Origin of the sequence: Streptomyces sp. 15-116A, from assembly GCF_025290915.1 — a bacterium.
Taxonomy (GTDB): Bacteria; Actinomycetota; Actinomycetes; order Streptomycetales; family Streptomycetaceae; genus Streptomyces.
The window spans coordinates 1-21,767 of record NZ_JAOCQE010000093.1 but is presented as its reverse complement, the minus strand read 5'-3'; the positions used below and the strand labels follow the sequence as shown (position 1 = coordinate 21,767).

Genomic DNA, 21,767 nt, shown 5'->3' with positions numbered 1-21,767 from the left:
CCCGGCCCCGGCGGCCCCTACGGCCCTGGCCCCGGCGGCCCCTACGGCCCCGGCAGCGGCGGCCCCTACGGCCCAGGCCCCGGCGGCCCCACCCCCGGTGACCCCCTCGCCGGCATGCCCCCGCTCGCCGACAGTGCCAAGCGCACCCTCGCCCGGATCATCGACATGATCCTCGTCGGCGTGGTCGTCTGGCTGCTCACCTGGGCGTTCAACGTCAACGACTACAACCTCGACGGCGATCAGGTCGAGGTCGGCACCACCTTCGGGCAGTCGCTCATCGCCGCCGTCCTCTACATCGCGTACGACACCGTCCTGACCGTGCGCAACGGCCAGACCCTCGGCAAGCAGCTGCTGAACATGCGCGTGGCGAACCTCAACGACGGTGCCAACCCCTCGACGCAGACCGCCCTCATCCGCGCCGCCGTGCTCTGGCTGCCGTTCGCCTTCTGCTGCGCCTGCGTCTGGACCGCGATCGCGGGCGGCTGGAGCTTCTTCGACCGGCCCTACAAGCAGGGCCTGCACGACAAGGCGGCCAAGACGGTCGTGGTCAGCACCCGCTGACGCCCGCCGGGGGCACCGGCAGCGGTCAGGACGCCGCCCGCTGCCGCACCGGCTCGCGCGCACCGTCCCGCACGGGAGCCGGCACCGTGGCCCGGACGGACTCCGCGGAAGCGGCGGGTACCCGTGTCCGCGCCGTGGACATCTGCCGTACCGGGGCGACTTCCCGGGCGCGGGCGCCCGGCACCTTCAAGGCCACCAACAGCCCGAGGGCGAGCGCGGCGACGGCGACGACCGCGATCCCGGCCCCCGAAGTCGTCCGGGACAACAGCAGCAGGGCGAAGGTGGAGAAGACCACGGTGCAGGAACCGTAGGCGAACTGAGCGACAGTCGGACGGGGCATGGCCATCGTGTCCTCGAAGTCGGGGGCTGTCGGCCTGGCATTCCGCCGGCTCATTGGCGTTCTCAATGGCGTTCTCAATGGCGTTCCGCCAAGCGACTCTAACCGCGAGCGTGCCCGAGCGGAACGGACAGTAAGCGTGACCTAACCGACAGGGTCGGTGCACAGGGGGCGCACGGAGTCATGGCGTCCACACAGTGGACAGGCGCACGCGCCGGTGTCACATGCGCCTCGGCCCTCCCCGCGATCACGCTGTCCGTAAAGCGAACGTCGTCTCCGCATAGTGCACTTGACTTGTCCAAGTCAAGGTCTGTCTTTTCCGGCGAACCTCTAGTCGAATGTCGTCACTTGACTACACGCGTGGATCACGCGTGCGCGGATCAGCACTGCCTCTGACCCCCCATCCGCGCCCGCGCACGCGGGGGAGGACCTCAAGTGACCAGTAGACCCTGGACGTTCAGAGCGGCGGCCACCGCCGTCGCGCTCGCCGCGGCCACCGCGACGCTCTCCGCCGCCGGTGTCGCGCAGGCGGACACGCCGGCCCGCCCGGAGGCCGTGGACCGCCACGACCCGCACCCGGCGAAGGACCAGCACGCGCACGACCTCAAAGGCCCGCTGAGTGACACTCAGGCGGCGCAGCGGGAAGAGGCGCTGAACCAGGTCATCTCCGGCAAGGCCGCGGTGAAGAACCGCGACGGCTCGAAGGTCGTCCAGCTCAAGAGCAAGAAGGGCGACAGCAAGTACGTCGAGCTCGGCCGCGAGAAGACCGACAAGATATTCACCATCCTGGTCGAGTTCGGCGACCAGATAGACAGCCGCTACGGCGGCGCCCCCGGACCCCTGCACAACCAGATCGCCAAGCCGGACCGCAGGACGGACAACTCCACGGCCTGGCGCGAGGACTACGACCAGCAGTACTTCGAGGACCTGTACTTCGGCCACGGCAAGGGCGTCGACTCGGTCAAGACGTACTACGAGAAGCAGTCCTCCGGTCGCTACTCGGTCGAGGGCGAGGTCTCCGACTGGGTCAAGGTCCCGTACAACGAGGCCCGTTACGGCAACAACGCCTGCGGCGACACCAACTGCCCGAGCGTGTGGAACGTCGTCAGCGACGGCCTGAACGCCTGGGTCGCCCAGCAGAAGGCGGCCGGCCGCACCGACGCCCAGATCAAGGCCGACGTCGCGCGCTACGACGAGTGGGACCGCTACGACTTCGACGGCGACGGCGACTTCAACGAGCCCGACGGCTACATCGACCACTTCCAGATCGTGCACGCCGGCGAGGACGAGTCCGCGGGCGGCGGCGCCCAGGGCACCGACGCGATCTGGGCCCACCGCTGGTACGCCTTCGGCACCGACGCCGGCGCCACCGGCCCCGAGAACAACAAGCTCGGCGGCGCGAAGATCGGCGACACCGGCATCTGGGTCGGCGACTACACCGTCCAGCCGGAGAACGGCGGACTCGGCGTCTTCGCCCATGAGTACGGCCACGACCTCGGTCTGCCGGACCACTACGACACCGCGGGCGGCGAGAACTCCACCGGCTTCTGGACACTGATGTCCTCCGGCTCCTGGCTCGGCACCGGCAAGAACGAGATCGGAGACCTGCCCGGCGACATGACCGCCTGGGACAAGCTCCAGCTGGGCTGGCTGAACTACGACACCGCCAAGGCCGGCGTCAACTCCTGGCACAAGCTCGGTGTTGCCGAGTACAACACCAAGCACAAGCAGGCGCTGGTCGTCACCCTGCCGAAGAAGGCCGTCACCACCGAGATCATCACGCCCGCCGAGGGCAAGACCCAGTGGTGGAGCGGCAGCGGGGACAACCTCAAGAACACGCTGACCCGTTCGGTGGACCTCACCGGCAAGGCGAAGGCCGAGCTGACCTTCGACGGCTGGTACGACATCGAGGCCAACTACGACTACCTCTACACCGAGGCGTCGACCGACGGCGGCGCCAACTGGACCGCGATCGACGGCACGGTGGACGGCCAGCCGATCCCGCGCGACGGCAGCGACAAGCCCGCCCTGCACGGCACGCTCGACGGCTACAAGAAGTTCGCGTACTCCCTCGACGCCTACGCCGGCAAGAAGATCGACCTGCGCTTCCGCTACCAGACCGACGGCGGCGTGGCCCAGAAGGGCTTCACCGCGGACTCGATCAAGGTCACCGCGGACGGCGAGGCGCTGTTCACCGACAACGCCGAGACGGCGGACGACGCCTGGAAGGCCACCGGCTTCTCCCGTGTCGGCGCGTCCTTCACCAAGGACTACGCGCAGTACTACATCGCCGAGAACCGCCAGTACGTGTCGTACGACAAGACCCTCAAGGTCGGCCCGTACAACTTCGGCTTCTCGTCCCGCCCGGACTGGGTCGAGCACTACGCGTACCAGAACGGTCTGCTGATCTGGAAGTGGGACACCTCCCAGCAGGACAACAACACCAGCCAGCACGAGGGCACCGGTCTGGTCCTGCCGGTCGACTCCCACCCGACCGCGCTGAAGTGGTCCGACGGCACGCTGATGCGCAACCGCATCCAGTCCTACGACGCGCCGTTCAGCAAGTACGGCACCGACGGGATGACGCTGCACAAGGCGGACGTGGCGACCTACATCCCGGGCTCGAAGGGTGTTCCGGTCTTCAACGACCGGACCAACGACTACTACGACGAGACGAACCCGACGGCCGGTGTCAAGATCACTGACACCAACACGAAGATCAAGATCCTGAAGGAGGCCAAGGACGGCTCGACGATCGAGCTGGAGGTCGGCCCCGCGGGTAGGTAATCCGCATCCTTGCAGGTCAGAGCGTGATCGGCGGTGACCCCCTGGCGGGTCGCCGCCGATCCGTGTTTAGGTGCGTCCTGTGGTTCTCTTATTGACACCGGCTGACACGGGGGTGTGACCGCATGGCCGCAGGAGGTTTCTGCAAGCTGCCGAACGGCACGGTGGTGGTGGCGCTCAACCTGCCCAGCCCCGCCGCCGAGGCACCGTCCGGCGTCCGGGTCCTGGTCCACGCCCAGAACAGGGCACGCGCCCTGACCAGGCTGCGCAACCTGGGCCTGCGGCCGATCTACCTCCGGGGCAACGCCGCCCCACCGACCCCCGACGAGATCACGGCGGTCCTCCACCACCCCGACGGCCTCATATGGCGCACGACCCCGACGGCCGGCCTGACGGTGGAGCTGTGGCACCCGATCCGGGCCCTGCTGAGACGCCCGGCCGCACAGACGTGATCTCTTTCTCCGCCGCAACGGTGATCAACCACGACGGCGCAGCCCGGCGGTGCCGAACCGGGCCGTACCCGTGGCCTTGCCGCCCCTACTGCACGACCGGCTTCCCGGACAGCTCCACGCCCTACTGGACGACCGGCTTCCCCGTGAGCTCCACGCCCGCCTGCCGCAGCTCCTCCAGCGCACGATCCGTGCTCTCCCGAGCCACTCCCGCTGTCAGATCCAGCAGCACCCGCGTCCGGAACCCCTCCTTCGCCGCGTCCAGCGCGGTGGCCCGCACGCAGTGGTCCGTGGCGATGCCCACCACGTCCACCTCGTCGATCTCCCGCTCGCGCAGCCAGTCCGCCAGCTTCACCCCGTTTTCGTCGGCGCCCTCGAACCCGCTGTACGCCGCCGAGTACGCCCCCTTGTCGAAGACCGCGTCGACCGACCCGGAGGCCACCGCCGGAGCGAAGTTCGGGTGGAAGCCGACCCCCTCGGTCCCGGCGACACAGTGCGCGGGCCAGGAGCGTACGTAGTCGGGGTTGTCGGCGAAGTGCCCGCCGGGCGCGATGTGGTGGTCCCGGGTGGCCACCACATGCCGGTAGCCGGCCGGCGCCTGCCCGATCAGCTCGGTGATCGCGGCGGCCACCTCCGCCCCACCGGCCACGGCGAGGCTGCCCCCCTCGCAGAAGTCGTTCTGCACATCGACGACGATCAAGGCGCGGCGCATGGTCGGTGTCCTTCGACTATGGGGTCGGGTGGGGAGCGGGCCCGGCCGGTGAACCTCCGAGCCTATTGAATCGCGGACGGTACGGACAGGGGCTGGGCCCGGCGCACCGGACAGCACCTAGCTACCCGAGCCGCCCTGGACATACTCCGTCGGAAGGACGGGTTCCCCTCGGGAGAGCTGGGTGGCGGAGAGCGGCAGGCCCGCCCGTGCCGCCGCGTGCCGGTCGCGCACCGCGTCCAGCGGCTCGCGGGCCAGCACCTCGCCGCCCTTGATCAGCTGGACGAGCAGCTGCCGGTCGACCAGCTCGTCCGGCACGGGCCCGGTGCCGACGACCTCCGCCTCGGCGACGCCCTCCTCGTCCAGCCGCCGCGCGGCCCACTTGCGGCCGCCGAGGGAGGTCTTGCCGCCCATGGACTTCTTCGCCACCGGCACGAGCGGCGCCCCCGGATCCGCGGATTCCGCGCGGGCGACGAGCTTGTAGACCATGGAGCAGGTCGGGTGCCCGGAGCCGGTCACCAGCTGGGTGCCGACGCCGTACGCGTCCACCGGCGCCGCCGCCAGCGAGGCGATGGCGTACTCGTCCAGGTCCGAGGTCACGATGATCTTCGTGTTCGTGGCGCCCAGCTCGTCCAGCTGCTGCCGCACCCGGTGCGCGACCAGCAGCAGGTCACCGGAGTCGATGCGCACCGCCCCCAGCTCGGGACCGGCGAGGTCGACCGCCGTACGGACCGCCTCGGTGACGTCGTAGGTGTCGACCAGCAGGGTCGTGCCCCGGCCCAGCGACTCCACCTGCGCCCGGAAGGCGTCCCGCTCGCTGTCGTGCAGCAGGGTGAAGGCGTGGGCGGCGGTGCCGACGGTCGGGATGTTGTAGCGGAAGCCGGCCGCCAGGTCGGAGGTGGAGGCGAAGCCGCCGACGTAGGCGGCCCGGGAGGCGGCCACCGCGGCCAGCTCGTGGGTGCGCCGGGCGCCCATCTCGATCAGCGGCCGGTCACCGGCGGCCGACGACATCCGCGAGGCCGCCGCGGCGATCGCCGAGTCGTGGTTGAGGATCGACAGGATCACGGTCTCCAGGAGCACGCATTCGGCGAAGCTGCCCTCCACCCGCATGATCGGCGAGCCGGGGAAGTACACCTCGCCCTCGGGGTAGCCCCAGACGTCACCCGAGAAGCGGTACGAGGCGAGCCAGCTCAGCGTCTCCTCGTCGACGACCCGCCGCTCGCGCAGGAAGGCCAGGAGGCCCTCGTCGAAGCGGAAGTTCTCCACCGCGTCCAGGACCCGCCCGGTGCCGGCGACGACGCCGTAGCGCCGTCCCTCCGGCAGCCGCCGGGTGAAGACCTCGAAGACACTGCGCCGCCCGGCCGTACCGGCCTTCAGCGCGGCCTGCAGCATCGTCAGCTCGTAGTGGTCCGTGAAGAGCGCCGTCGACGGGACGTCCACCGGCAGCCCAAGGTCCGCTGTGTTCATGGCAACCATGCTACACCCCTTTTCGTCGGTGTGACGATTTCTGGTGGCCGTGGCAGCATGGGCAATGTGACGTCACCCGCACCCCTGGAGATCGAACGCACCGAGTCGGCGGAGGAGACCTTCGCCGTGCCCGAGCCCGACGTCCCCTGGGTCACGATCGTCCACAACGACCCGGTGAACCTCATGAGCTATGTGACGTACGTCTTCCAGACGTACTTCGGCTACTCCAAGGACAAGGCCACCAAGCTCATGCTCGACGTCCATCACAAGGGCCGCGCGGTCGTCTCCAGCGGCACCCGCGAGGAGATGGAGCGGGACGTCCAGGCCATGCACGGCTACGGTCTGTGGGCCACCCTCCAACAGGACCGGAAGTAGCGAATCGCCTCCATGCCAGGACACTTCGAACCGCTCCCCGGCGGCGGCGCGGCCGTCGCGCTCGACGAGGTCGAGATCTCCATCATCCGGTCCCTGGCCGTGCAGCTGATGGAACTCATCGGCCCCGGCCCCGCCGAGGACGCCGGCGCCGACCCGCTCGCCGAGCTCTTCGCCGAGGGCCCGAGCGAACCGCCCGCCGACCCCGTGCTGCGCCGCCTCTTCCCGGACGCCTACTGCGACCCCGAGGGCGCCCCCTCGCCCAAGGCCGCCGAAGAGCAGCAGGCCTACTCCGCCGAGTTCCGCCGCTACACCGAGAACGACCTGCGGGCCGGCAAGCGCGAGAACGCCCTCGCGGTCATCCGCTCCCTGGACGCCCTCACCTCGGCCGGTGAGGGCGGGGCGGTGCTCAAGCTGTCGCCGGAGGAGTCCCGGCGGTGGCTCGGCGCGCTCAACGACCTGCGCCTGGCGATCGGATCCCGGCTGCACATCGACGACGAGGACGACACCGACGTCCTCTACCGCCTCCCCGACGACGACCCGCGCAAGCCGATGGTGATGGCGTACCTGTGGCTCGGCGGGCTCCAGGAGACGCTCGTCTCGACGCTGATGCCCTGAGACGTTCGCTGACGTGTTCGCTCAGAGGACGCTCAAATCCGGATAACGATCCCACCAAAAGCTCCGCCATCTATGGGCTTTTCCGGTCCCGTTTGTCCGCTTCTCCCTGTGGTGTGCGCCACAATCCGCCCGAGTGATCAGTATGGCGGCCGTGATAAATCTTCACGACCGCCCGGCGAACACCACCCGTATGTTCCGCCGGGTGCGCCACCGAGCCGGTAACCACCGGCCAGGCACGAGCGGAACCTCGCGGTCCGCTCCGCTCCATCAGTCCGGGGGGATCGAGACCCGATCCGAGGCCGACCAACGGCCCGGGTCGGCATGGAGAAAGGCGCACTACACATGACCTCTTCGAAGGTCACTGACGCGAAGGTCACCGACGCCCCTGAAGAGGGGTACGAGCGCGGGCTCGGCAGCCGTCAGGTCCAGATGATCGCGATCGGCGGCGCCATCGGCGTCGGCCTGTTCATGGGCGCCGGAGCGAACATCGCGAAGGCCGGACCCAGCATCATCCTCATGTACGCCCTCGCCGGCGTCGTCATCTTCTTCATCATGCGGGCCCTGGGTGAACTGCTCCTCTACCGGCCCGTCTCCGGCTCCTTCGCCGAGTACGCCCGCGAATTCCTCGGCCCGTTCTTCGGGTTCGTCACGGGCTGGACGTACTGGCTCATGTGGGTCGTCACCGGCATGGCCGAACTCACGGCCGCCGCGATCTACATCCACTTCTGGTTCCCCGAGATCCCGCAGTGGGTCAGCGCCCTGGTGTTCCTGGTGGTGCTGTTCGGCGTCAACCTGATCTCCGTCAAGATCTTCGGCGAGGTCGAGTTCTGGTTCTCGATGGTCAAGGTCACGGCGATCATCGGCATGATCGTCATCGGTCTCGGCGTGCTCACCCTCGGCTTCTCCGACGCCGGCGACACCGCCGCCGTCTCCAACCTCTGGTCGCACGGCGGCTTCTTCCCCAACGGCATCGGCTCCAGCCTGATGACCCTCCAGGGCGTCATGTTCGCCTACCTCGCCGTCGAACTCGTCGGCGTCACCGCGGGTGAGTCCGAGAACCCCGAGAAGACCCTGCCCAAGGCCATCAACACCCTGCCCTGGCGCATCATCGTCTTCTACGTCGGCGCGCTCCTGGTCATCCTCTCCGTCGTCAAGTGGACCGAGTTCTCCGCCGGCGAGAGCCCCTTCGTGCACGCCTTCGGCAAGATCGGCATCCCGCTCGCCGCGGGCATCGTCAACTTCGTGGTGCTCACCGCGGCCCTGTCGTCCTGCAACTCCGGCATGTACTCCACCGGCCGGATGCTGCGCGACCTCGCCGCCAACAGCGAGGCCCCGAGCGCCTTCGGCAAGCTCAACTCCCGCAAGACGCCCGCCGTCGGCATCGCGGTCTCCGTGGCGCTCATGGGCATCGGCGTGATCCTCAACTACGTCGTCCCGGAGAAGGCGTTCCTCTACGTCACCTCCGTCGCCACCGCGGCCGGCATCTGGACCTGGATGATGATCCTCGTCAGCCACATCCGCTACCGCGCCGCCGTCGACGCGGGCCGGCTGCGCGCCTCGTCCTTCCCCGCCCCCGGCGGTGCGCTGTTCAGCTGGGTCGCCCTGCTCTTCCTCATCGGCGTGACCTGCATGATCGCGTACGACAAGGACGCGCGGGTCTGCCTGTACGTCGCGGCCGGCTGGGCCGTCGCCCTGGGCATCGGCTGGGCCATCCTGAAGAGCCGCAACCCGCGGATCGCCGAGCGCCGCGACCCGGAGCTCGAGAAGGTCGGCTAAACGCTTCGGCGAAGGGACGCCTGACGGCAGGGAGTTCTCGTGGCACCCCCTGCCGTCGCCGCTCAAGGCGTCCAGCATCCGGGCCGTTCCGTACCATCCCTCGGTACGGGACGGCCCGTCTGCTTATCCTGAGCCTCATGCTGACCATCACCCAGGCCCTCGTCGACCAGATCGTCGCCCACGCCCGCAAGGACCACCCCGACGAAGCGTGCGGCGTCGTGGCGGGGCCCGCCGGCTCGGACCGGCCCGAGCGCTTCATCCCGATGCTCAACGCGGCCATGTCGCCCACGTTCTACGAGTTCGACTCGGGCGACCTGCTCAAGCTCTACCGGGACATGGACGACCGCGACGAGGAGCCGGTGGTCATCTACCACTCCCACACCGCCACCGAGGCCTACCCCTCCCGCACCGACATCTCCTACGCCAACGAGCCCGGCGCCCACTACGTCCTCGTCTCCACCGCCGACACCGACGGCGTGGGCGAGTTCCAGTTCCGCTCGTTCCGCATCGTGGAGGGCGAGGTCACGGAGGAGGAGGTCAAGGTCGTCGAGGCGTACTGAGACGTACCGACGGGGCCCAGGCCTGGAGCGTTTCGGATGACGGATGAAAGGTGTCCGAGGGGTGAGATCACACTCCGGGAGCCCGGCCGGGAATCGATACGATGAGCCCATGGTTCTTCTCGACGTGAGCGACAAGGCGCCGGGCACACTGCTCGTGGCGCGGCTGCACGTCGACCTGTGCAGGCTGAACAGCGCCATCTGTTGATCCACTCCTGCCGCCGCACGGGCCAGTGAGCCGCGGCGGCGCCACCGCGCGCGCCCACTTTCGAACCAGACCACACCTTCCGACAGGAGCCCTCTGCCATGGCCATCGAGGTCCGCATCCCGACCATCCTCCGCCAGTACACCGACGGCCAGAAGGCGGTGGAGGGCACCGGGGACACCCTCGCCGAGCTCTTCGCCGACCTCGAGACCCGGCACACGGGCATCCAGGCCCGCATCGTGGACGGCGACCAGCTGCGCCGCTTCGTCAACGTCTACCTCAACGACGAGGACGTCCGCTTCCTCGACGGCATCGACACCAAGCTCACCGACGGCGACAACGTCACGATCCTGCCGGCCGTCGCCGGCGGCATGGCCTGACCGGCGATGCGGTACGACTCCCCGCTGGCCGCGGTCGGCAACACCCCGCTGGTGCGCCTGCCGCGGCTCTCGCCGTCCGCCGAGGTGCGGATCTGGGCCAAGCTGGAGGACCGCAACCCGACGGGCTCGATCAAGGACCGTCCGGCGCTGCACATGATCGAGCAGGCGGAGAAGGACGGCCGCCTCACCCCGGGCTGCACCATCCTGGAGCCGACCAGCGGCAACACCGGCATCTCGCTGGCCATGGCCGCGAAGCTCAAGGGCTACCGCATGGTGTGCGTGATGCCCGAGAACACCTCGCAGGAACGCCGTGACCTGCTCGGCATGTGGGGCGCGGAGATCATCTCCTCCCCGGCCGCGGGCGGCTCCAACACCGCCGTCCGCGTCGCCAAGGAGCTCGCCGCCGAGCACCCGGACTGGGTGATGCTCTACCAGTACGGCAACCCGGACAACGCGGGCGCGCACTACGCGACGACGGGTCCGGAGATCCTCGCCGACCTGCCGTCGATCACGCACTTCGTCGCCGGGCTCGGCACGACCGGCACGCTGATGGGCGTCGGCCGCTATCTGCGGGAGCACAAGCCGGACGTGAAGATCGTCGCCGCGGAGCCCCGGTACGACGACCTGGTGTACGGGCTGCGGAACCTCGACGAGGGGTTCGTGCCGGAGCTGTACGACGCGTCCGTGCTGACCACGCGGTTCTCGGTCGGCTCGGCGGATGCGGTGACGCGGACGCGGGAGCTGTTGCAGCAGGAGGGGATCTTCGCCGGGGTGTCCACGGGGGCGGCGCTGCATGCGGCGATCGGGGTCGCGAAGAAGGCGTTGAAGGCGGGGGAGTCCGCCGACGTGGTGTTTGTCGTCGCCGATGGTGGGTGGAAGTACCTGTCGACGGGGGTGTACACCGCGGCGACGACTGAGGAAGCGATCGAGACGTTGCAGGGGCAGCTCTGGGCTTGAGTTTTGGCTGCGGGGGAGTGGGGGCCGGCCGCGCCCACGCGGCGGAGCCGCATATCGACACAGCCCCGCGCCCCTGAAGGGGCGCTTGTGCGCCCCTGACGTGCCAGGTGACGGACTCGGTCCCACAGGATCGGGTCCACCATGCCTACTCGCCGGCGGAAGTCGCGTACCTGGACCTGCCGTAGCTCGTCGGTCACCAGGCAGGGTCTGTCCTTCGCGCTCGGGCCGTCCTGTAGGGCAATGACGTTACCGGCGCGCCCGCCCGTCCGCCGCGCGCCCCCTCACGCGCCTCACACGCCCCGCTTCCAGCCGAACCGGTGACAGCACAGGTGAGTTCGCCCACAACAGCCCCTGGTGGAGGAGCGACCAAAGGTTTTGCGCCTTACGCTCGACAAACCGCACGACCCCCGTTTTCTCATCCCCGCCAGCGGAGGTTTCTGCTTCATGAAGCTCACCGTCGTCGGCTGCTCGGGGTCGTTCCCGTCCGCGGAATCGGCCTGCTCGAGCTACCTCGTCGAGGCCGACGGCTTCCGGCTGCTCCTCGACATGGGCAACGGCGCCCTTGGCGAGCTGCAGCGCCACTGCGGTCTCTACGACCTCGACGCGATCTTCCTCAGCCATCTGCACGCCGATCACTGCATCGACATGTGCGCGTACTTCGTGGCGCGCTACTACCGGCACGACGGCGGCCGCTGCGCCCCCCTGCCCGTCTACGGACCCGAGGGCACCGAACACCGGCTGACCACCGCCTACGCCGACACCCCCTCGGCCTCCTCCATGAGCGAGGTCTTCGACTTCCACACGGTCAAGCCGTCCACGTTCGAGGTCGGCCCGTTCCTCGTGCACACCGAGCGCGTCGCGCACCCGGTGGAGGCGTACGGCATCCGCATCGAACACGGCGGGAAGTCGCTGACGTACTCGGGCGACACCGGAGTGAGCCCGGCGCTGGACGAACTCGCCCGCGACGCCGATCTCTTCCTGTGCGAGGCCGCCTTCACGCACGGCAAGGAGAGCATCCCCGACCTGCACCTCAACGGCCGCGAGGCCGGCGAGACCGCGGCCCGGGCGCAGGCCCGCCGCCTGGTCCTCACCCACATCCCCCCGTGGACCGACCCCCAGATCAACCTCACCGACGCCCGCGCGGTGTACGACGGGCCGGTGGAGCTGGCGGCTCCTGGCAGGACGTACGAGATCTGAGCGCCGCAGCCGCACGACGAAGGCCCGGAACCCGATCACATTCGGGTTCCGGGCCTTCGCGCCGTTCAGGAGCGGGTCACGCCTTCGTGGCGTCCTCGACCTCCTCCTCGGGCTCGCGGCCCGGGGTCGGGAGGTTGAACTTGGTGATCGCGAAGCGGAAGACGACGTAGTAGACCGCCGCGAAGACCAGACCGATCGGGATGATCAGCCAGGGCTTGGTGGCGAGGCTCCAGTTGAGCCCGTAGTCGATGGCGCCCGCGGAGAAGGTGAAGCCGGCGTGGACGCCCAGGGCCCAGGTGATCGCCATGGACAGCGCCGTGAGCACCGCGTGGATCGCGTACAGCAGCGGCGCGATGAACATGAACGAGAACTCGATCGGCTCGGTCACACCGGTCACGAAGGAGGTCAGCGCGAGGGAGACCATCATGCCCATCACAGCCTTGCGGCGCTCGGGGCGGGCGGAGTGGGCGATGGCGATCGCGGCGGCCGGCAGGCCGAACATCATGATCGGGAAGAAGCCCGACATGAACATTCCGGCGCTCGGGTCACCGGCGAAGAAGCGGTTCAGGTCACCGTGCACGACGTCGCCTGCGGCGTTGGTGAAGTCGCCGATCTGGAACCAGGAGACGGTGTTGACGAACTGGTGCATGCCGATCGGGATCAGCGCACGGTTGATCAGACCGAACAGACCCGCGCCGGCGGCGCCCAGGCCGGTGATCCACTCGCCCGCGTCGGAGATGACCTCACCGATCGGCTCCCACACCAGGCCGAAGAGAACACCCATCGCGGTGCCGACGAAGGCCATGATGATCGGGACGAGACGGCGGCCGTTGAAGAACCCGAGCCAGTCGACCAGCTTCTTGCGGTGGTACCGCTGCCACAGCACCGCGGCGAGCAGACCCATCAGGATGCCGCCCAGGACACCGGGGTTGTTGTAGGTCGCGGCTATGTCCTCGCCGGCCTTGACCTGAGCCTCGGTCACCGGGAACGCCTTCAGGACGTTGCTGTAGACCAGGAAGCCGACAAGGGCGGCGAGCGCCGTGGAGCCGTCGGCCTTCTTGGCGAAACCGATGGCGACACCGATGCAGAACAGCATCGGCAGGTTGTCGAAGATCGCGCCACCCGCGGTGGCGAACACCGCCGTGACCTTGTCGGGAAGGTTCAGCTTCTCCTGGACGTCGGTCTGCCCGAGCCGGAGCAGAATGCCCGCCGCCGGCAACACGGCGATCGGGAGCTGAAGGCTGCGGCCGACCTTCTGCAGGCCCTGGAACAGGCCGGATCCCCGCTTCTTCGCGGGGGCCGCCGATGCGGTGGCGGTGCTCATACTTCCTCCATCGGTGGTGGTCTACACCACTCAGTGGTGTAGACCTGTTGTAGCACGATGAAGGCCGCATAAGGAACCCGCGATTCCTCACACCTTGGTGACGTCCTCGACCTCCTCCTCGGGCTCCCGGCCCGGTGTCTTCAGATCGAATTTCGTGATCGCGAAACGGAAGATCACGTAGTACACGACAGCGAAGCACAGGCCGATCGGGATGATCGCCCAGGGTCTGGTCGCCAGGTTCCAGTTGATGACGTAGTCGATCAGGCCCGCCGAGAAGCTGAAGCCGTCCTTCACCCCCAGCGCCCACGTCACCGCCATCGACACCCCCGTCAGCACCGCGTGCACCGCGTACAGCAGCGGGGCGATGAACAGGAACGAGTACTCGATCGGCTCGGTGATGCCCGTGACGAACGACGTCAGCGCCACCGACAGCATCAGACCGCCGACCTCCTTGCGGCGGCTCGGCCGTGCGCAGTGGGTGATGGCGAGGGCCGCCGCCGGCAGCGCGAACATCATGATCGGGAAGAAGCCCGAGGTGAACTGGCCCGCGTCCGGGTCGCCCGCCAGGAACATGTTGATGTCGCCGTGGACCACCTCGCCGTCCGGCGTCGTGTACGTGCCGAACTGGAACCAGATGGGCACGTTCAGGAACTGGTGCAGCCCGATCACCAGCAGCGCCCGGTTCGCCACCCCGAACACACCCGCGCCCCACGCGCCCAGATCCGTCATCCAGTCGCTGAAGCTCTCCAGCGCCTCACCGATCGGCGGCCAGACCCACAGACACAGCGCCGCGAACGCGATCGCCACGAACGCCATGATGATCGGGACGAGACGCCGCCCGTTGAAGAAGCCCAGCCAGTCCACCAGCTTCGTGCGATGGAACCGCTGCCAGAGGAACGCCGCCATCAGACCGATGACGATGCCGCCGAAGACCCCCGGATTCTGGTAGTCGTACGCCGTCACCGTGCCGTCCGCCAGCTGACAGCCGACATCCGGCACCGCCTCCGAGCCCTCCGGGCAGTCCTCCGGGAACTGCCGCAGCACATTGAAGTAGACGAGGAAGCCCACGACCGCCGCCAGCGCCGTCGACCCGTCCGCCTTCTTCGCCATGCCGATCGCCACACCGACACAGAACAGCAGCGGCAACCCCAGCGAACCGTCCAGCAGCGCACCACCGGCGCCGTCCATCACCTTCGAGACGTTCGTCCAGCCCAGCCCGTCGTCCCCGAACACATCCGGCTGCCCCAGCCGGTTCAGGATGCCCGCCGCCGGCAGCACGGCGATCGGCAGCTGCAGGCTGCGCCCCATCTTCTGCAGACCCTGGAACAACCGGTTCCAGCGTTCACGCGCGGGACTGACCGTGGCCTCTGCGCCGGCGGGACGGTCCGTGCTCATCCGGTCCCCTTCGCTGCGGGTTTGGCGACCGTCCACCAGGTGGTGTAGACCAGTCGACGGACGGTTCCGCTGTCGTGACGCCATCATTCGATACGTACGACATGACCGCTCGCGAAGATGGGCCAACTGTGGGTTACTGCGACAAAGCGGTTCGGATCAGGGAGAACGAACATGGCCAGCAAGGCTGAGAAGATCGTTGCCGGGCTCGGCGGCATCGACAACATCGAAGAGGTCGAGGGCTGCATCACCCGCCTCCGCACCGAGGTCGTGGACCCCGCCAAGGTCGACGAAGCCGCCCTGAAGGCCGCCGGCGCCCACGGCGTCGTCAAGATGGGCAGCGCCATCCAGGTCGTCATCGGCACCGACGCCGACCCCATCGCGGCGGAGATCGAAGACATGATGTGAAGCACCCCGCTTCACCCAGGGGCCCCATCCCAGACACGGAAGGGGCCCCTTCCGCATCTGCGGCTAGGCCCTGTCGTCAAATCCCCGTCGTCCGCCCGGAGGGCGGGCCTGGCGGCGGCGTGGGGGCACCTCCCGCCCGAGCCGTGCGAAGCGCGGTTCGAGGGTGGGGGAGCGTGCTCTCGGCGTGTCGGGCGTCGACCGGCGTACTGGTTGTACGTGGTCGGCGCCCGGTGCGGCGAGTGGGGGCACCTCCCACGCCCTTAAGGCAGTGGGGGAGCGTGCATGGCGTCGCCAGGCAGACGGGGATTTGACGACAGGGCCTAGGCTCGACGCCATGTCTCGAATCGACGGCCGCACCCCCGAACAACTCCGCCCGATCACCATCGAACGCGGCTGGAGCAAGCACGCCGAAGGCTCCGTCCTCGTCTCCTTCGGCGACACCAAGGTCCTGTGCACCGCCTCCCTCACCGAAGGCGTCCCGCGCTGGCGCAAGGGCAGCGGCGAAGGCTGGGTCACCGCCGAATACGCGATGCTCCCCCGCGCCACCAACACCCGCGGCGACCGCGAATCCGTCAAGGGCCGCATCGGCGGCCGCACCCACGAGATCAGCCGCCTCATCGGCCGGTCCCTGCGCGCCGTCATCGACTACAAGGCCCTCGGCGAGAACACCATCGTCCTGGACTGCGACGTCCTCCAGGCCGACGGCGGCACCCGCACCGCCGCCATCACCGGCTCCTACGTCGCCCTCGCCGACGCCGTCGGCTGGGCCCAGACCAAGAAACTCATCCGCCCCGGCCGCCAGCCCCTCACCGGCACCGTCAGCGCCGTCTCCGTCGGCATCGTCGCCGGCGTGCCCATGCTCGACCTCTGCTACGAGGAAGACGTCAAGGCCGACACCGACATGAACGTCGTCTGCACCGGCGACGGCCGCTTCGTCGAGGTCCAGGGCACCGCCGAGGCCGAACCCTTCGCCCGCGAAGAACTCGACGCCCTCCTCGACCTCGCCGTCGCCGGCTGCACCCAACTCGCCGCCGCGCAGCGCGCCGCGCTTGACACCGTCCTCGAACGGTAAAGAAGAACACCGAAGGTAAAGGACGCACCAAGACAGGTGGCCGACGCGGGCAACCGCGCCGGCCATCGCCGCGTCTGAACAGACACGGGCGCACGGCTCAACCCTGTGCGCCCGGCCAGCGACAAGGGCCGGCCCGACAGCCGGCCCGACAAGGGAGGGACCGTTCCATGGCCGCGAGCCGCCGACGCCGCACCACAGCCGTCGCCGCCACCCTGGCGGCCGTCGCGCTGACCGCCGGACTCACCACCGGCTGCGACGCCGTCGACAAGGCGCTGGACTGCGTCCAGACCGCCGACGCCATCGCCGACAGCGTCACCGACCTCCAGCAGGCCGTGGAGAACGCCTCCAACGACCCCACCCAGCTCGAGGAGTCCCTCGACTCCATCGACAAGAACCTCGGCGAGATCGGCGACAAGACCGACAACGCGGACGTCAACAAAGCCGTCGACGACCTGAACAAGGCCGTGGACAACGTGCGCACGTCCATCGAGAACGGCGACCAGACCCCCGACATCAGCCCGGTCACCGACGCGGCCGGCGAACTGACGAAGGTCTGCACGCCGTAAGCCACCCGGTCAGGTGGGTCCGGGGACCGGAATACTGGTCCCCATGACCCGCCTGATCCTCGCCACCCGCAACGCCGGAAAAATCACCGAACTCAGGGCGATCCTGGCCGAGTCCGGCCTGCCCCACGAGCTGGTGGGCGCCGACGCCTACCCGGACATCCCCGACGTCAAGGAAACCGGCGTCACCTTCGCCGAGAACGCCCTGCTGAAGGCCCACGCCCTCGCCCAGGCCACCGGCCTCCCGGCGGTCGCCGACGACTCGGGCCTCTGCGTAGACGTCCTCAACGGCGCCCCCGGCATCTTCTCGGCCCGCTGGGCAGGCCGCCACGGCGACGACAAGGCCAACCTGGACCTGCTCCTGGCCCAGCTCGGCGACATCCCCGACGAACACAGGGGCGCCCACTTCGCCTGCGCAGCCGCCCTGGCCCTCCCCGACGGCACGGAGAGGGTGGTGGAAGGCCAACTGCGGGGCACCCTCCGCCGAGAACCCACCGGCACGGGCGGCTTCGGCTACGACCCGATCCTCCAGCCGGACGGCGAGACGAGGACCTGCGCGGAACTGACCCCGGCGGAGAAGAACGCGATCAGCCACCGAGGCAAGGCGTTCCGGGCACTGGTTCCGGTGGTACGCGAGCTGCTGGGCTAGGTGCACGCACAGCAACGGCCTGCGGATCAACCTTCGATTCGCAGGCCGTTCATGTGCGGCGGAAGGGATTCGAACCCTCAAGCCCGATCAAGGGCCACAGATCCTAAGTCTGCTGCGTCGCCGTTGCGCCACCGCCGCCAGCGCCTGCCATGGTACCGGGAGTCGTGCGTCGCCTTGAGCCTCCCCTGCACCATGTGCTGGTGATCGCGTGACAGTTGGGACAGAGCAGCCGCAGATTCTCCCGACGATCGTCGCTCCAGTCCCCGCTGATGTGATCAACCTCCAGGGTCATAGGCTTGCCCAGCCACTCGGGGCCCAATCCGCAACGCGAGCATTCCTCAGGCACCCCGACCTCGAGAAGTGCGCGGCGCAGACGCTTGGTCGCTGTTCGGTGGCCGCGATCGTGCTTGACCAGTACCTCCTCGGGACGCTGCGTAGTCGTGCCGGGTTTGCCGCGCTGATGGGCCTGCCCCAGAAAATGCGAGGTCGAGATCCGGTGCTCGGCGATCCACCCGCGCACCTGCGTTCGTTGGGCGCCGGTGGTGCGACGGTCCAGGCGGCGCAACACCTCCGACAGCGAGATCGACTCGGCGACCGCTGCTCGCAGCTCCTCCTCAGTGGGGCGGGGCCGCCTGCCACAGGGACGGAAGTGCGAGATATCGATGCCGAAGTGAGCGAACCGCTGTGCGAGGTATCGCCGCAGGTTCCCGTACGGCTGGGTGCCGAAGAAGGCGATCACCCCGTCGAGGCTGTCACATGTGCCTGCAGCCTCTTCCAGTCGCTCGCGGGTGTACTGCACGCCGCTGCTCATCGGCCCGCACGCCCCTTGCCTCGACCTCGGTAACTATCCGTCGTCGAGTGGCAGTTGGGGCAGAGCAGCCGAAGATTCTCGATGCGGTTGTTCCGCCAGTTGCCGTCTATGTGGTCGACCTCGAGCGGCAGCGGCTCCCCGAGCCACACAGCCTCGATTCCGCAGAGGGCGCAGCGCTCCTCCCTACCGAGTTCGCGCATCGCCCTCTTGAGGCGACTGCTCGGCACACGCACGGCGTGTCCGGACGTGTCCTCGATGAGGATCTCCTCGGCGGTTCGGCGGCGCTGATTGCGCCTCTGCTTCTCCCTCCGGACGACCGGCGTGAAGTGCGACGTGTCGATGCCGTAGGCCTTGATCCGCCGGGAGATATTCGTGTGATGCCCCCCGACCACGTCAAGTCCGAGCTTCCGGAGAACCTCGTTCACGCTCGTCGACTCGGCGACAACGGGCTCGAGGATTTCCCTTGTCCACTTGGCACCCTCGCGCTCGAAGTGTGAAACATCCACCCCCAGCTTCCGCATCCGATCGGAGATGTACCGCCGCTTCCAGCCGCTCGGATCCACCCCCAACCTCACCAACGCCTCGGAGAGATTCCGTGCCCCCCGAGCCGCCTCCTCCAGTCGCTCCTTGGTGTACGTGCTGGCCCCCATGAAGTCCCCTCCGTTCTCGACCACCCGTTCGTGATCTCGCACGGAGTAACGAACCGTTTATCGGATGGTCACGCACGGAATGCGGAACGGCTCGTACCGGACGGGTGCCGGTACGAGCCGTTCGGGGGCGTGGAAGGGTGGGTCAGATGCCCAGGTCCTTGATGATCTTGGCTACGTGGCCCGTTGCGCGGACGTTGTAGAGGGCGCGTTCGACCTTGCCCTCCTCGTCCACGACGATCGTGGAGCGGATGACGCCCATGTAGGTGCGGCCGTAGTTCTTCTTCTCGCCGTAGGCGCCGTAGGACTCGAGGACCTGCTTGTCCTCGTCGGCGAGGAGGGTGACCTTCAGGGACTCCGTGTCGCGGAACTTGGCCAGTTTCTCCGGCTTGTCGGGGCTGATGCCGATGACGTCGTAGCCGGCGCCGGCGAGGAGCTCCAGGTTGTCGGTGAAGTCGCAGGCCTGCTTCGTGCAGCCGGGGGTAAGGGCTGCGGGGTAGAAGTAGACGATGACCTTGCGGCCCTTGTGGTCGGACAGGGACACCTGGTTGCCGTCGGCGTCGGGGAGGGTGAAGGCGGGGGCCACGTCCCCGGGCTGGAGTCGCTCGCTCATCGGACTAGCGTAACCGGGGGTCCTGACAGTGCGGCGGCGTGCGGAGCTGACAGACTGTCCGGCACAGGTATCAGCGGATTTCGGAGGCGACACGGTGGCGGACACGGCGGACACCAGAACCCCGGCGCAGATCGAGGCGGACATCGAGCGCCGTCGCGCGGTGCTGGCCGAGACCCTGGACGAGATCGGTGTGCGCGTGCACCCGAAGACGATCATGGGCGATGCGAAGGCGAAGGTCGCCGCCAATGTGGATCACACGCTCGGGCGGGCGTACGTGAGCGTGAACCGCGCGGTGAGTGAGGTGAAGGCGCAGTTCGTGGACGCGGAGGGCGCACCCCGGCTGGAGCGGGTCGTGCCGGTGGCGGTGCTGGTCGTGGGGGTCGTGGGGCTGCTGGCCCTGGGCACCCGGCGGCGCCGGGGCTGACCCGCCCGCGTACGGTCGCGGCGAAGGCAGGTAGGTTTCACAGCGTGAGCGCCAACAGAAACGAGCACCCCCAGCACGACAAGCTGCCCATCCGGATGCTGCACGACCGCGTACTCGTGCGGCAGGACACCAGTGAGGGCGAGCGGCGTTCGGGGGGCGGCATCCTGATTCCCGCCACGGCGGCGGTGGGCCGTCGGCTGGCCTGGGCCGAGGTCGTCGCGGTGGGCCAGAACGTACGGACCGTGGAGCCGGGTGACCGGGTGCTGTTCGACCCGGAGGACCGTGCGGAGGTCGAGGTGCGGGGGATCGCGTATGTGCTGATGCGGGAGCGCGATCTGCACGCCGTGGCCGCGGACCGGTTCGAGGGTTCCGAGGATTCGACCGGCTTGTACCTGTGATCACCTTCGGTTGAGTGGTGTGAGGGGCTGGTGACCATCGTCACCGGCCCCTCACGCCGTTCTTGGCTATGGTGGAAGGACCCGTGGGTCACCACCGGGTCCCGACGAGACGCGCCGTACCGGGTGAAGGCAAAGACGACGCACCCCCGTTTCCGTTCGTGTCCCGGAGGTGCCTGTCATGGCCTGGGTTCTGCTCGTCGTCGCCGGTCTGCTCGAGGTCGGCTGGTCGATCGGTATGAAGTACACCGAGGGGTTCACCCGGCTCTGGCCGAGCGTGTTCACCGGCGCCGGCATCGTGGCGAGCATGGTGCTGCTGTCGTACGCGGCGAAGACCCTGCCCATCGGTACCGCCTACGGCGTGTGGGTCGGCATCGGCGCGGCCGGTGCGGCGGTGCTCGGCATGGTGGTGCTGGGCGAGCCGGCGACCGCCGCCCGGATCTTCTTCATCTGTCTGCTGCTGGTGGCCGTCGTGGGCCTGAAGGCGACCTCCGGTCACTGACGGCCCCTGCCCGGGTTCAGGGCCTTCGTGTCGGGATGATGGCGCTCGGGCCGCCCTGGGCCGTGCCGCCCTCCTCGCCGCCGGTTGTGCCGTCGCCGGTCTCGCCGTCGTCGGTGCCGCCGGTCGTGCCGCCCGTGGCGGTTCCGCCCTCGGTGGCGCCGCCGGTGGTGTCGCCGTCGCCCTCGGTGCCGCCCTCGTTCCCGCCTTGGTCCTCGCCCTCGTCCTCGCCCGGTGTCTGTTCGGTCGTCTCCTCGTCCTGAGGTGTCTCCTCGCTGTCCTCGTCGGGGCCGTCCGAGGAGGTCCCGCCGGGTGTGCTGTCACCGGACGGCTGCACCCGGTCGGCGCCGGGCTGGAGGCGGAGGTCGAAGTCGCGCACGGGCTCGCCCTGGAGGGCCTCGCGGGTGAACTGGGCCCAGATCTCGGCGGGGGCGCCGCCGCCGTTGATGCGGGGCAGGCCCATCGCGCCGTACAGCTTCTTCTGGGCGCCGGTCTCGGGGTCCTGGGCCATCACGGCGATGACGGTGGCCAGTTCGGGGGTGTAGCCGGCGAACCAGGCGGCCCGGTCCTCCTCGGCGGTGCCGGTCTTGCCGGCGGCGGG

26 protein-coding genes, 1 tRNA gene, 1 pseudogene and 1 riboswitch are annotated in these 21,767 nt (G+C 68.9%); of the genes and pseudogenes, 18 read left to right on the top strand and 10 right to left on the bottom strand.

The window, feature by feature from the left end; genetic code table 11:
- A partial coding sequence (locus N4P33_RS17305; protein WP_260827516.1) for an RDD family protein occupies positions 1-561 on the top strand: 561 nt, incomplete at its 5' end.
- 25 nt (positions 562-586) lie between these two features.
- Here N4P33_RS17305 and N4P33_RS17300 read toward each other — a convergent pair.
- Complete coding sequence (locus N4P33_RS17300; protein WP_260827518.1) at positions 587-907, bottom strand: hypothetical protein; 321 nt, start codon at positions 905-907, stop codon at positions 587-589.
- Between the two features lie 426 nt (positions 908-1,333).
- Between N4P33_RS17300 and N4P33_RS17295 the strand changes: the two genes are divergently transcribed.
- Both N4P33_RS17295 and N4P33_RS17290 read left to right on the top strand, forming a co-directional pair.
- Entirely contained in the window at positions 1,334-3,685 is a 2,352-nt protein-coding gene (locus N4P33_RS17295) for an immune inhibitor A (RefSeq protein ID WP_260827515.1), read from the top strand.
- A gap of 122 nt (positions 3,686-3,807) precedes the next feature.
- Entirely contained in the window at positions 3,808-4,134 is a 327-nt protein-coding gene (locus N4P33_RS17290) for a hypothetical protein (protein WP_260827514.1), read from the top strand.
- A 121-nt stretch (positions 4,135-4,255) separates the two neighbouring features.
- Here the strand turns inward: N4P33_RS17290 and N4P33_RS17285 are convergent, their stop codons facing one another.
- Together N4P33_RS17285 and N4P33_RS17280 are read right to left on the bottom strand one after the other, a co-directional pair.
- Positions 4,256-4,843 (bottom strand): nicotinamidase, encoded by a 588-nt coding sequence (locus N4P33_RS17285; RefSeq protein WP_260827513.1) that lies wholly within the window; start codon positions 4,841-4,843, stop codon positions 4,256-4,258.
- Positions 4,844-4,960: 117 nt separating this feature from the next.
- Positions 4,961-6,307, bottom strand: a complete 1,347-nt coding sequence (locus N4P33_RS17280; RefSeq protein ID WP_260827512.1) for a nicotinate phosphoribosyltransferase — start codon at positions 6,305-6,307, stop codon at positions 4,961-4,963.
- 57 nt (positions 6,308-6,364) lie between these two features.
- Between N4P33_RS17280 and clpS the strand changes: the two genes are divergently transcribed.
- The 8 genes from clpS to N4P33_RS17245 all read left to right on the top strand — a co-directional run bounded on the left by clpS (position 6,365) and on the right by N4P33_RS17245 (position 12,369).
- Positions 6,365-6,682, top strand: a complete 318-nt coding sequence (gene clpS, locus N4P33_RS17275; protein ID WP_260827511.1) for an ATP-dependent Clp protease adapter ClpS — start codon at positions 6,365-6,367, stop codon at positions 6,680-6,682.
- A 12-nt stretch (positions 6,683-6,694) separates the two neighbouring features.
- Positions 6,695-7,297, top strand: a complete 603-nt coding sequence (locus N4P33_RS17270; protein WP_260827510.1) for a DUF2017 domain-containing protein — start codon at positions 6,695-6,697, stop codon at positions 7,295-7,297.
- A gap of 342 nt (positions 7,298-7,639) precedes the next feature.
- Complete coding sequence (locus N4P33_RS17265; protein WP_260827509.1) at positions 7,640-9,073, top strand: amino acid permease; 1,434 nt, start codon at positions 7,640-7,642, stop codon at positions 9,071-9,073.
- 137 nt (positions 9,074-9,210) lie between these two features.
- Positions 9,211-9,633, top strand: a complete 423-nt coding sequence (locus N4P33_RS17260; protein WP_260827508.1) for a M67 family metallopeptidase — start codon at positions 9,211-9,213, stop codon at positions 9,631-9,633.
- A gap of 109 nt (positions 9,634-9,742) precedes the next feature.
- Positions 9,743-9,838, top strand: coding sequence for a putative leader peptide (locus N4P33_RS35575; RefSeq protein WP_019065921.1), 96 nt, complete (start codon positions 9,743-9,745; stop codon positions 9,836-9,838).
- 98 nt (positions 9,839-9,936) lie between these two features.
- Positions 9,937-10,215 (top strand): MoaD/ThiS family protein, encoded by a 279-nt coding sequence (locus N4P33_RS17255; protein ID WP_260827507.1) that lies wholly within the window; start codon positions 9,937-9,939, stop codon positions 10,213-10,215.
- A 6-nt stretch (positions 10,216-10,221) separates the two neighbouring features.
- Positions 10,222-11,172: a PLP-dependent cysteine synthase family protein gene (locus N4P33_RS17250; RefSeq protein WP_260827506.1), complete on the top strand. Its 951-nt coding sequence runs from the start codon at positions 10,222-10,224 to the stop codon at positions 11,170-11,172.
- Positions 11,173-11,616: 444 nt separating this feature from the next.
- Entirely contained in the window at positions 11,617-12,369 is a 753-nt protein-coding gene (locus N4P33_RS17245) for an MBL fold metallo-hydrolase (RefSeq protein WP_260827505.1), read from the top strand.
- Between the two features lie 76 nt (positions 12,370-12,445).
- On the opposite strand, the gene N4P33_RS17240 is transcribed toward N4P33_RS17245, so the two are convergent.
- Together N4P33_RS17240 and N4P33_RS17235 are read right to left on the bottom strand one after the other, a co-directional pair.
- Positions 12,446-13,693 (bottom strand): PTS transporter subunit EIIC, encoded by a 1,248-nt coding sequence (locus N4P33_RS17240; protein ID WP_260827504.1) that lies wholly within the window; start codon positions 13,691-13,693, stop codon positions 12,446-12,448.
- Between the two features lie 87 nt (positions 13,694-13,780).
- Positions 13,781-15,088 carry a PTS transporter subunit EIIC gene (locus N4P33_RS17235; RefSeq protein WP_260827503.1) on the bottom strand — a complete coding sequence of 436 codons (1,308 nt, stop codon included), beginning with the start codon at positions 15,086-15,088 and terminating at the stop codon, positions 13,781-13,783.
- A gap of 171 nt (positions 15,089-15,259) precedes the next feature.
- Between N4P33_RS17235 and N4P33_RS17230 the strand changes: the two genes are divergently transcribed.
- The 4 genes from N4P33_RS17230 to rdgB all read left to right on the top strand — a co-directional run bounded on the left by N4P33_RS17230 (position 15,260) and on the right by rdgB (position 17,777).
- On the top strand, positions 15,260-15,493 hold the full coding sequence (locus tag N4P33_RS17230; protein ID WP_260827502.1) for a PTS glucose/sucrose transporter subunit IIB: 234 nt from the start codon (positions 15,260-15,262) through the stop codon (positions 15,491-15,493).
- A gap of 334 nt (positions 15,494-15,827) precedes the next feature.
- Positions 15,828-16,565, top strand: a complete 738-nt coding sequence (rph, locus tag N4P33_RS17225; RefSeq protein WP_260827501.1) for a ribonuclease PH — start codon at positions 15,828-15,830, stop codon at positions 16,563-16,565.
- A 167-nt stretch (positions 16,566-16,732) separates the two neighbouring features.
- Positions 16,733-17,131, top strand: coding sequence for a hypothetical protein (locus N4P33_RS17220; protein WP_260827500.1), 399 nt, complete (start codon positions 16,733-16,735; stop codon positions 17,129-17,131).
- A gap of 43 nt (positions 17,132-17,174) precedes the next feature.
- Entirely contained in the window at positions 17,175-17,777 is a 603-nt protein-coding gene (rdgB, locus tag N4P33_RS17215) for an RdgB/HAM1 family non-canonical purine NTP pyrophosphatase (RefSeq protein ID WP_260827499.1), read from the top strand.
- 54 nt (positions 17,778-17,831) lie between these two features.
- Here rdgB and N4P33_RS17210 read toward each other — a convergent pair.
- From N4P33_RS17210 to bcp, 4 genes are all read right to left on the bottom strand, one after another.
- A tRNA-Leu gene (locus N4P33_RS17210) sits at positions 17,832-17,915 on the bottom strand.
- Positions 17,881-18,588 (bottom strand): HNH endonuclease, encoded by a 708-nt coding sequence (locus tag N4P33_RS17205; protein ID WP_260827498.1) that lies wholly within the window; start codon positions 18,586-18,588, stop codon positions 17,881-17,883. Before N4P33_RS17205 ends, N4P33_RS17210 begins: the two co-directional genes overlap by 35 nt.
- Positions 18,585-19,238: an HNH endonuclease gene (locus N4P33_RS17200; RefSeq protein ID WP_260827517.1), complete on the bottom strand. Its 654-nt coding sequence runs from the start codon at positions 19,236-19,238 to the stop codon at positions 18,585-18,587. The genes N4P33_RS17205 and N4P33_RS17200 overlap by 4 nt, the downstream gene beginning before the upstream one ends.
- A gap of 142 nt (positions 19,239-19,380) precedes the next feature.
- Positions 19,381-19,848, bottom strand: coding sequence for a thioredoxin-dependent thiol peroxidase (bcp, locus tag N4P33_RS17195; RefSeq protein WP_260827497.1), 468 nt, complete (start codon positions 19,846-19,848; stop codon positions 19,381-19,383).
- 94 nt (positions 19,849-19,942) lie between these two features.
- Between bcp and N4P33_RS17190 the strand changes: the two genes are divergently transcribed.
- The 3 genes from N4P33_RS17190 (at position 19,943) to N4P33_RS17180 (ending at position 21,169) form a co-directional block, all read left to right on the top strand.
- Positions 19,943-20,272, top strand: a complete 330-nt coding sequence (locus tag N4P33_RS17190; protein ID WP_260827496.1) for a DUF3618 domain-containing protein — start codon at positions 19,943-19,945, stop codon at positions 20,270-20,272.
- Between the two features lie 95 nt (positions 20,273-20,367).
- A complete protein-coding gene (locus N4P33_RS17185; protein WP_189941586.1) occupies positions 20,368-20,670 on the top strand; it encodes a co-chaperone GroES in 303 nt (100 codons plus the stop codon).
- A gap of 74 nt (positions 20,671-20,744) precedes the next feature.
- A riboswitch (guanidine-III (ykkC-III) riboswitch) is annotated at positions 20,745-20,815 on the top strand.
- A gap of 33 nt (positions 20,816-20,848) precedes the next feature.
- On the top strand, positions 20,849-21,169 hold the full coding sequence (locus N4P33_RS17180; protein WP_260827494.1) for a multidrug efflux SMR transporter: 321 nt from the start codon (positions 20,849-20,851) through the stop codon (positions 21,167-21,169).
- A 16-nt stretch (positions 21,170-21,185) separates the two neighbouring features.
- Here N4P33_RS17180 and N4P33_RS17175 read toward each other — a convergent pair.
- A pseudogene (locus tag N4P33_RS17175) lies at positions 21,186-21,767 on the bottom strand (penicillin-binding protein); the annotation flags it as partial.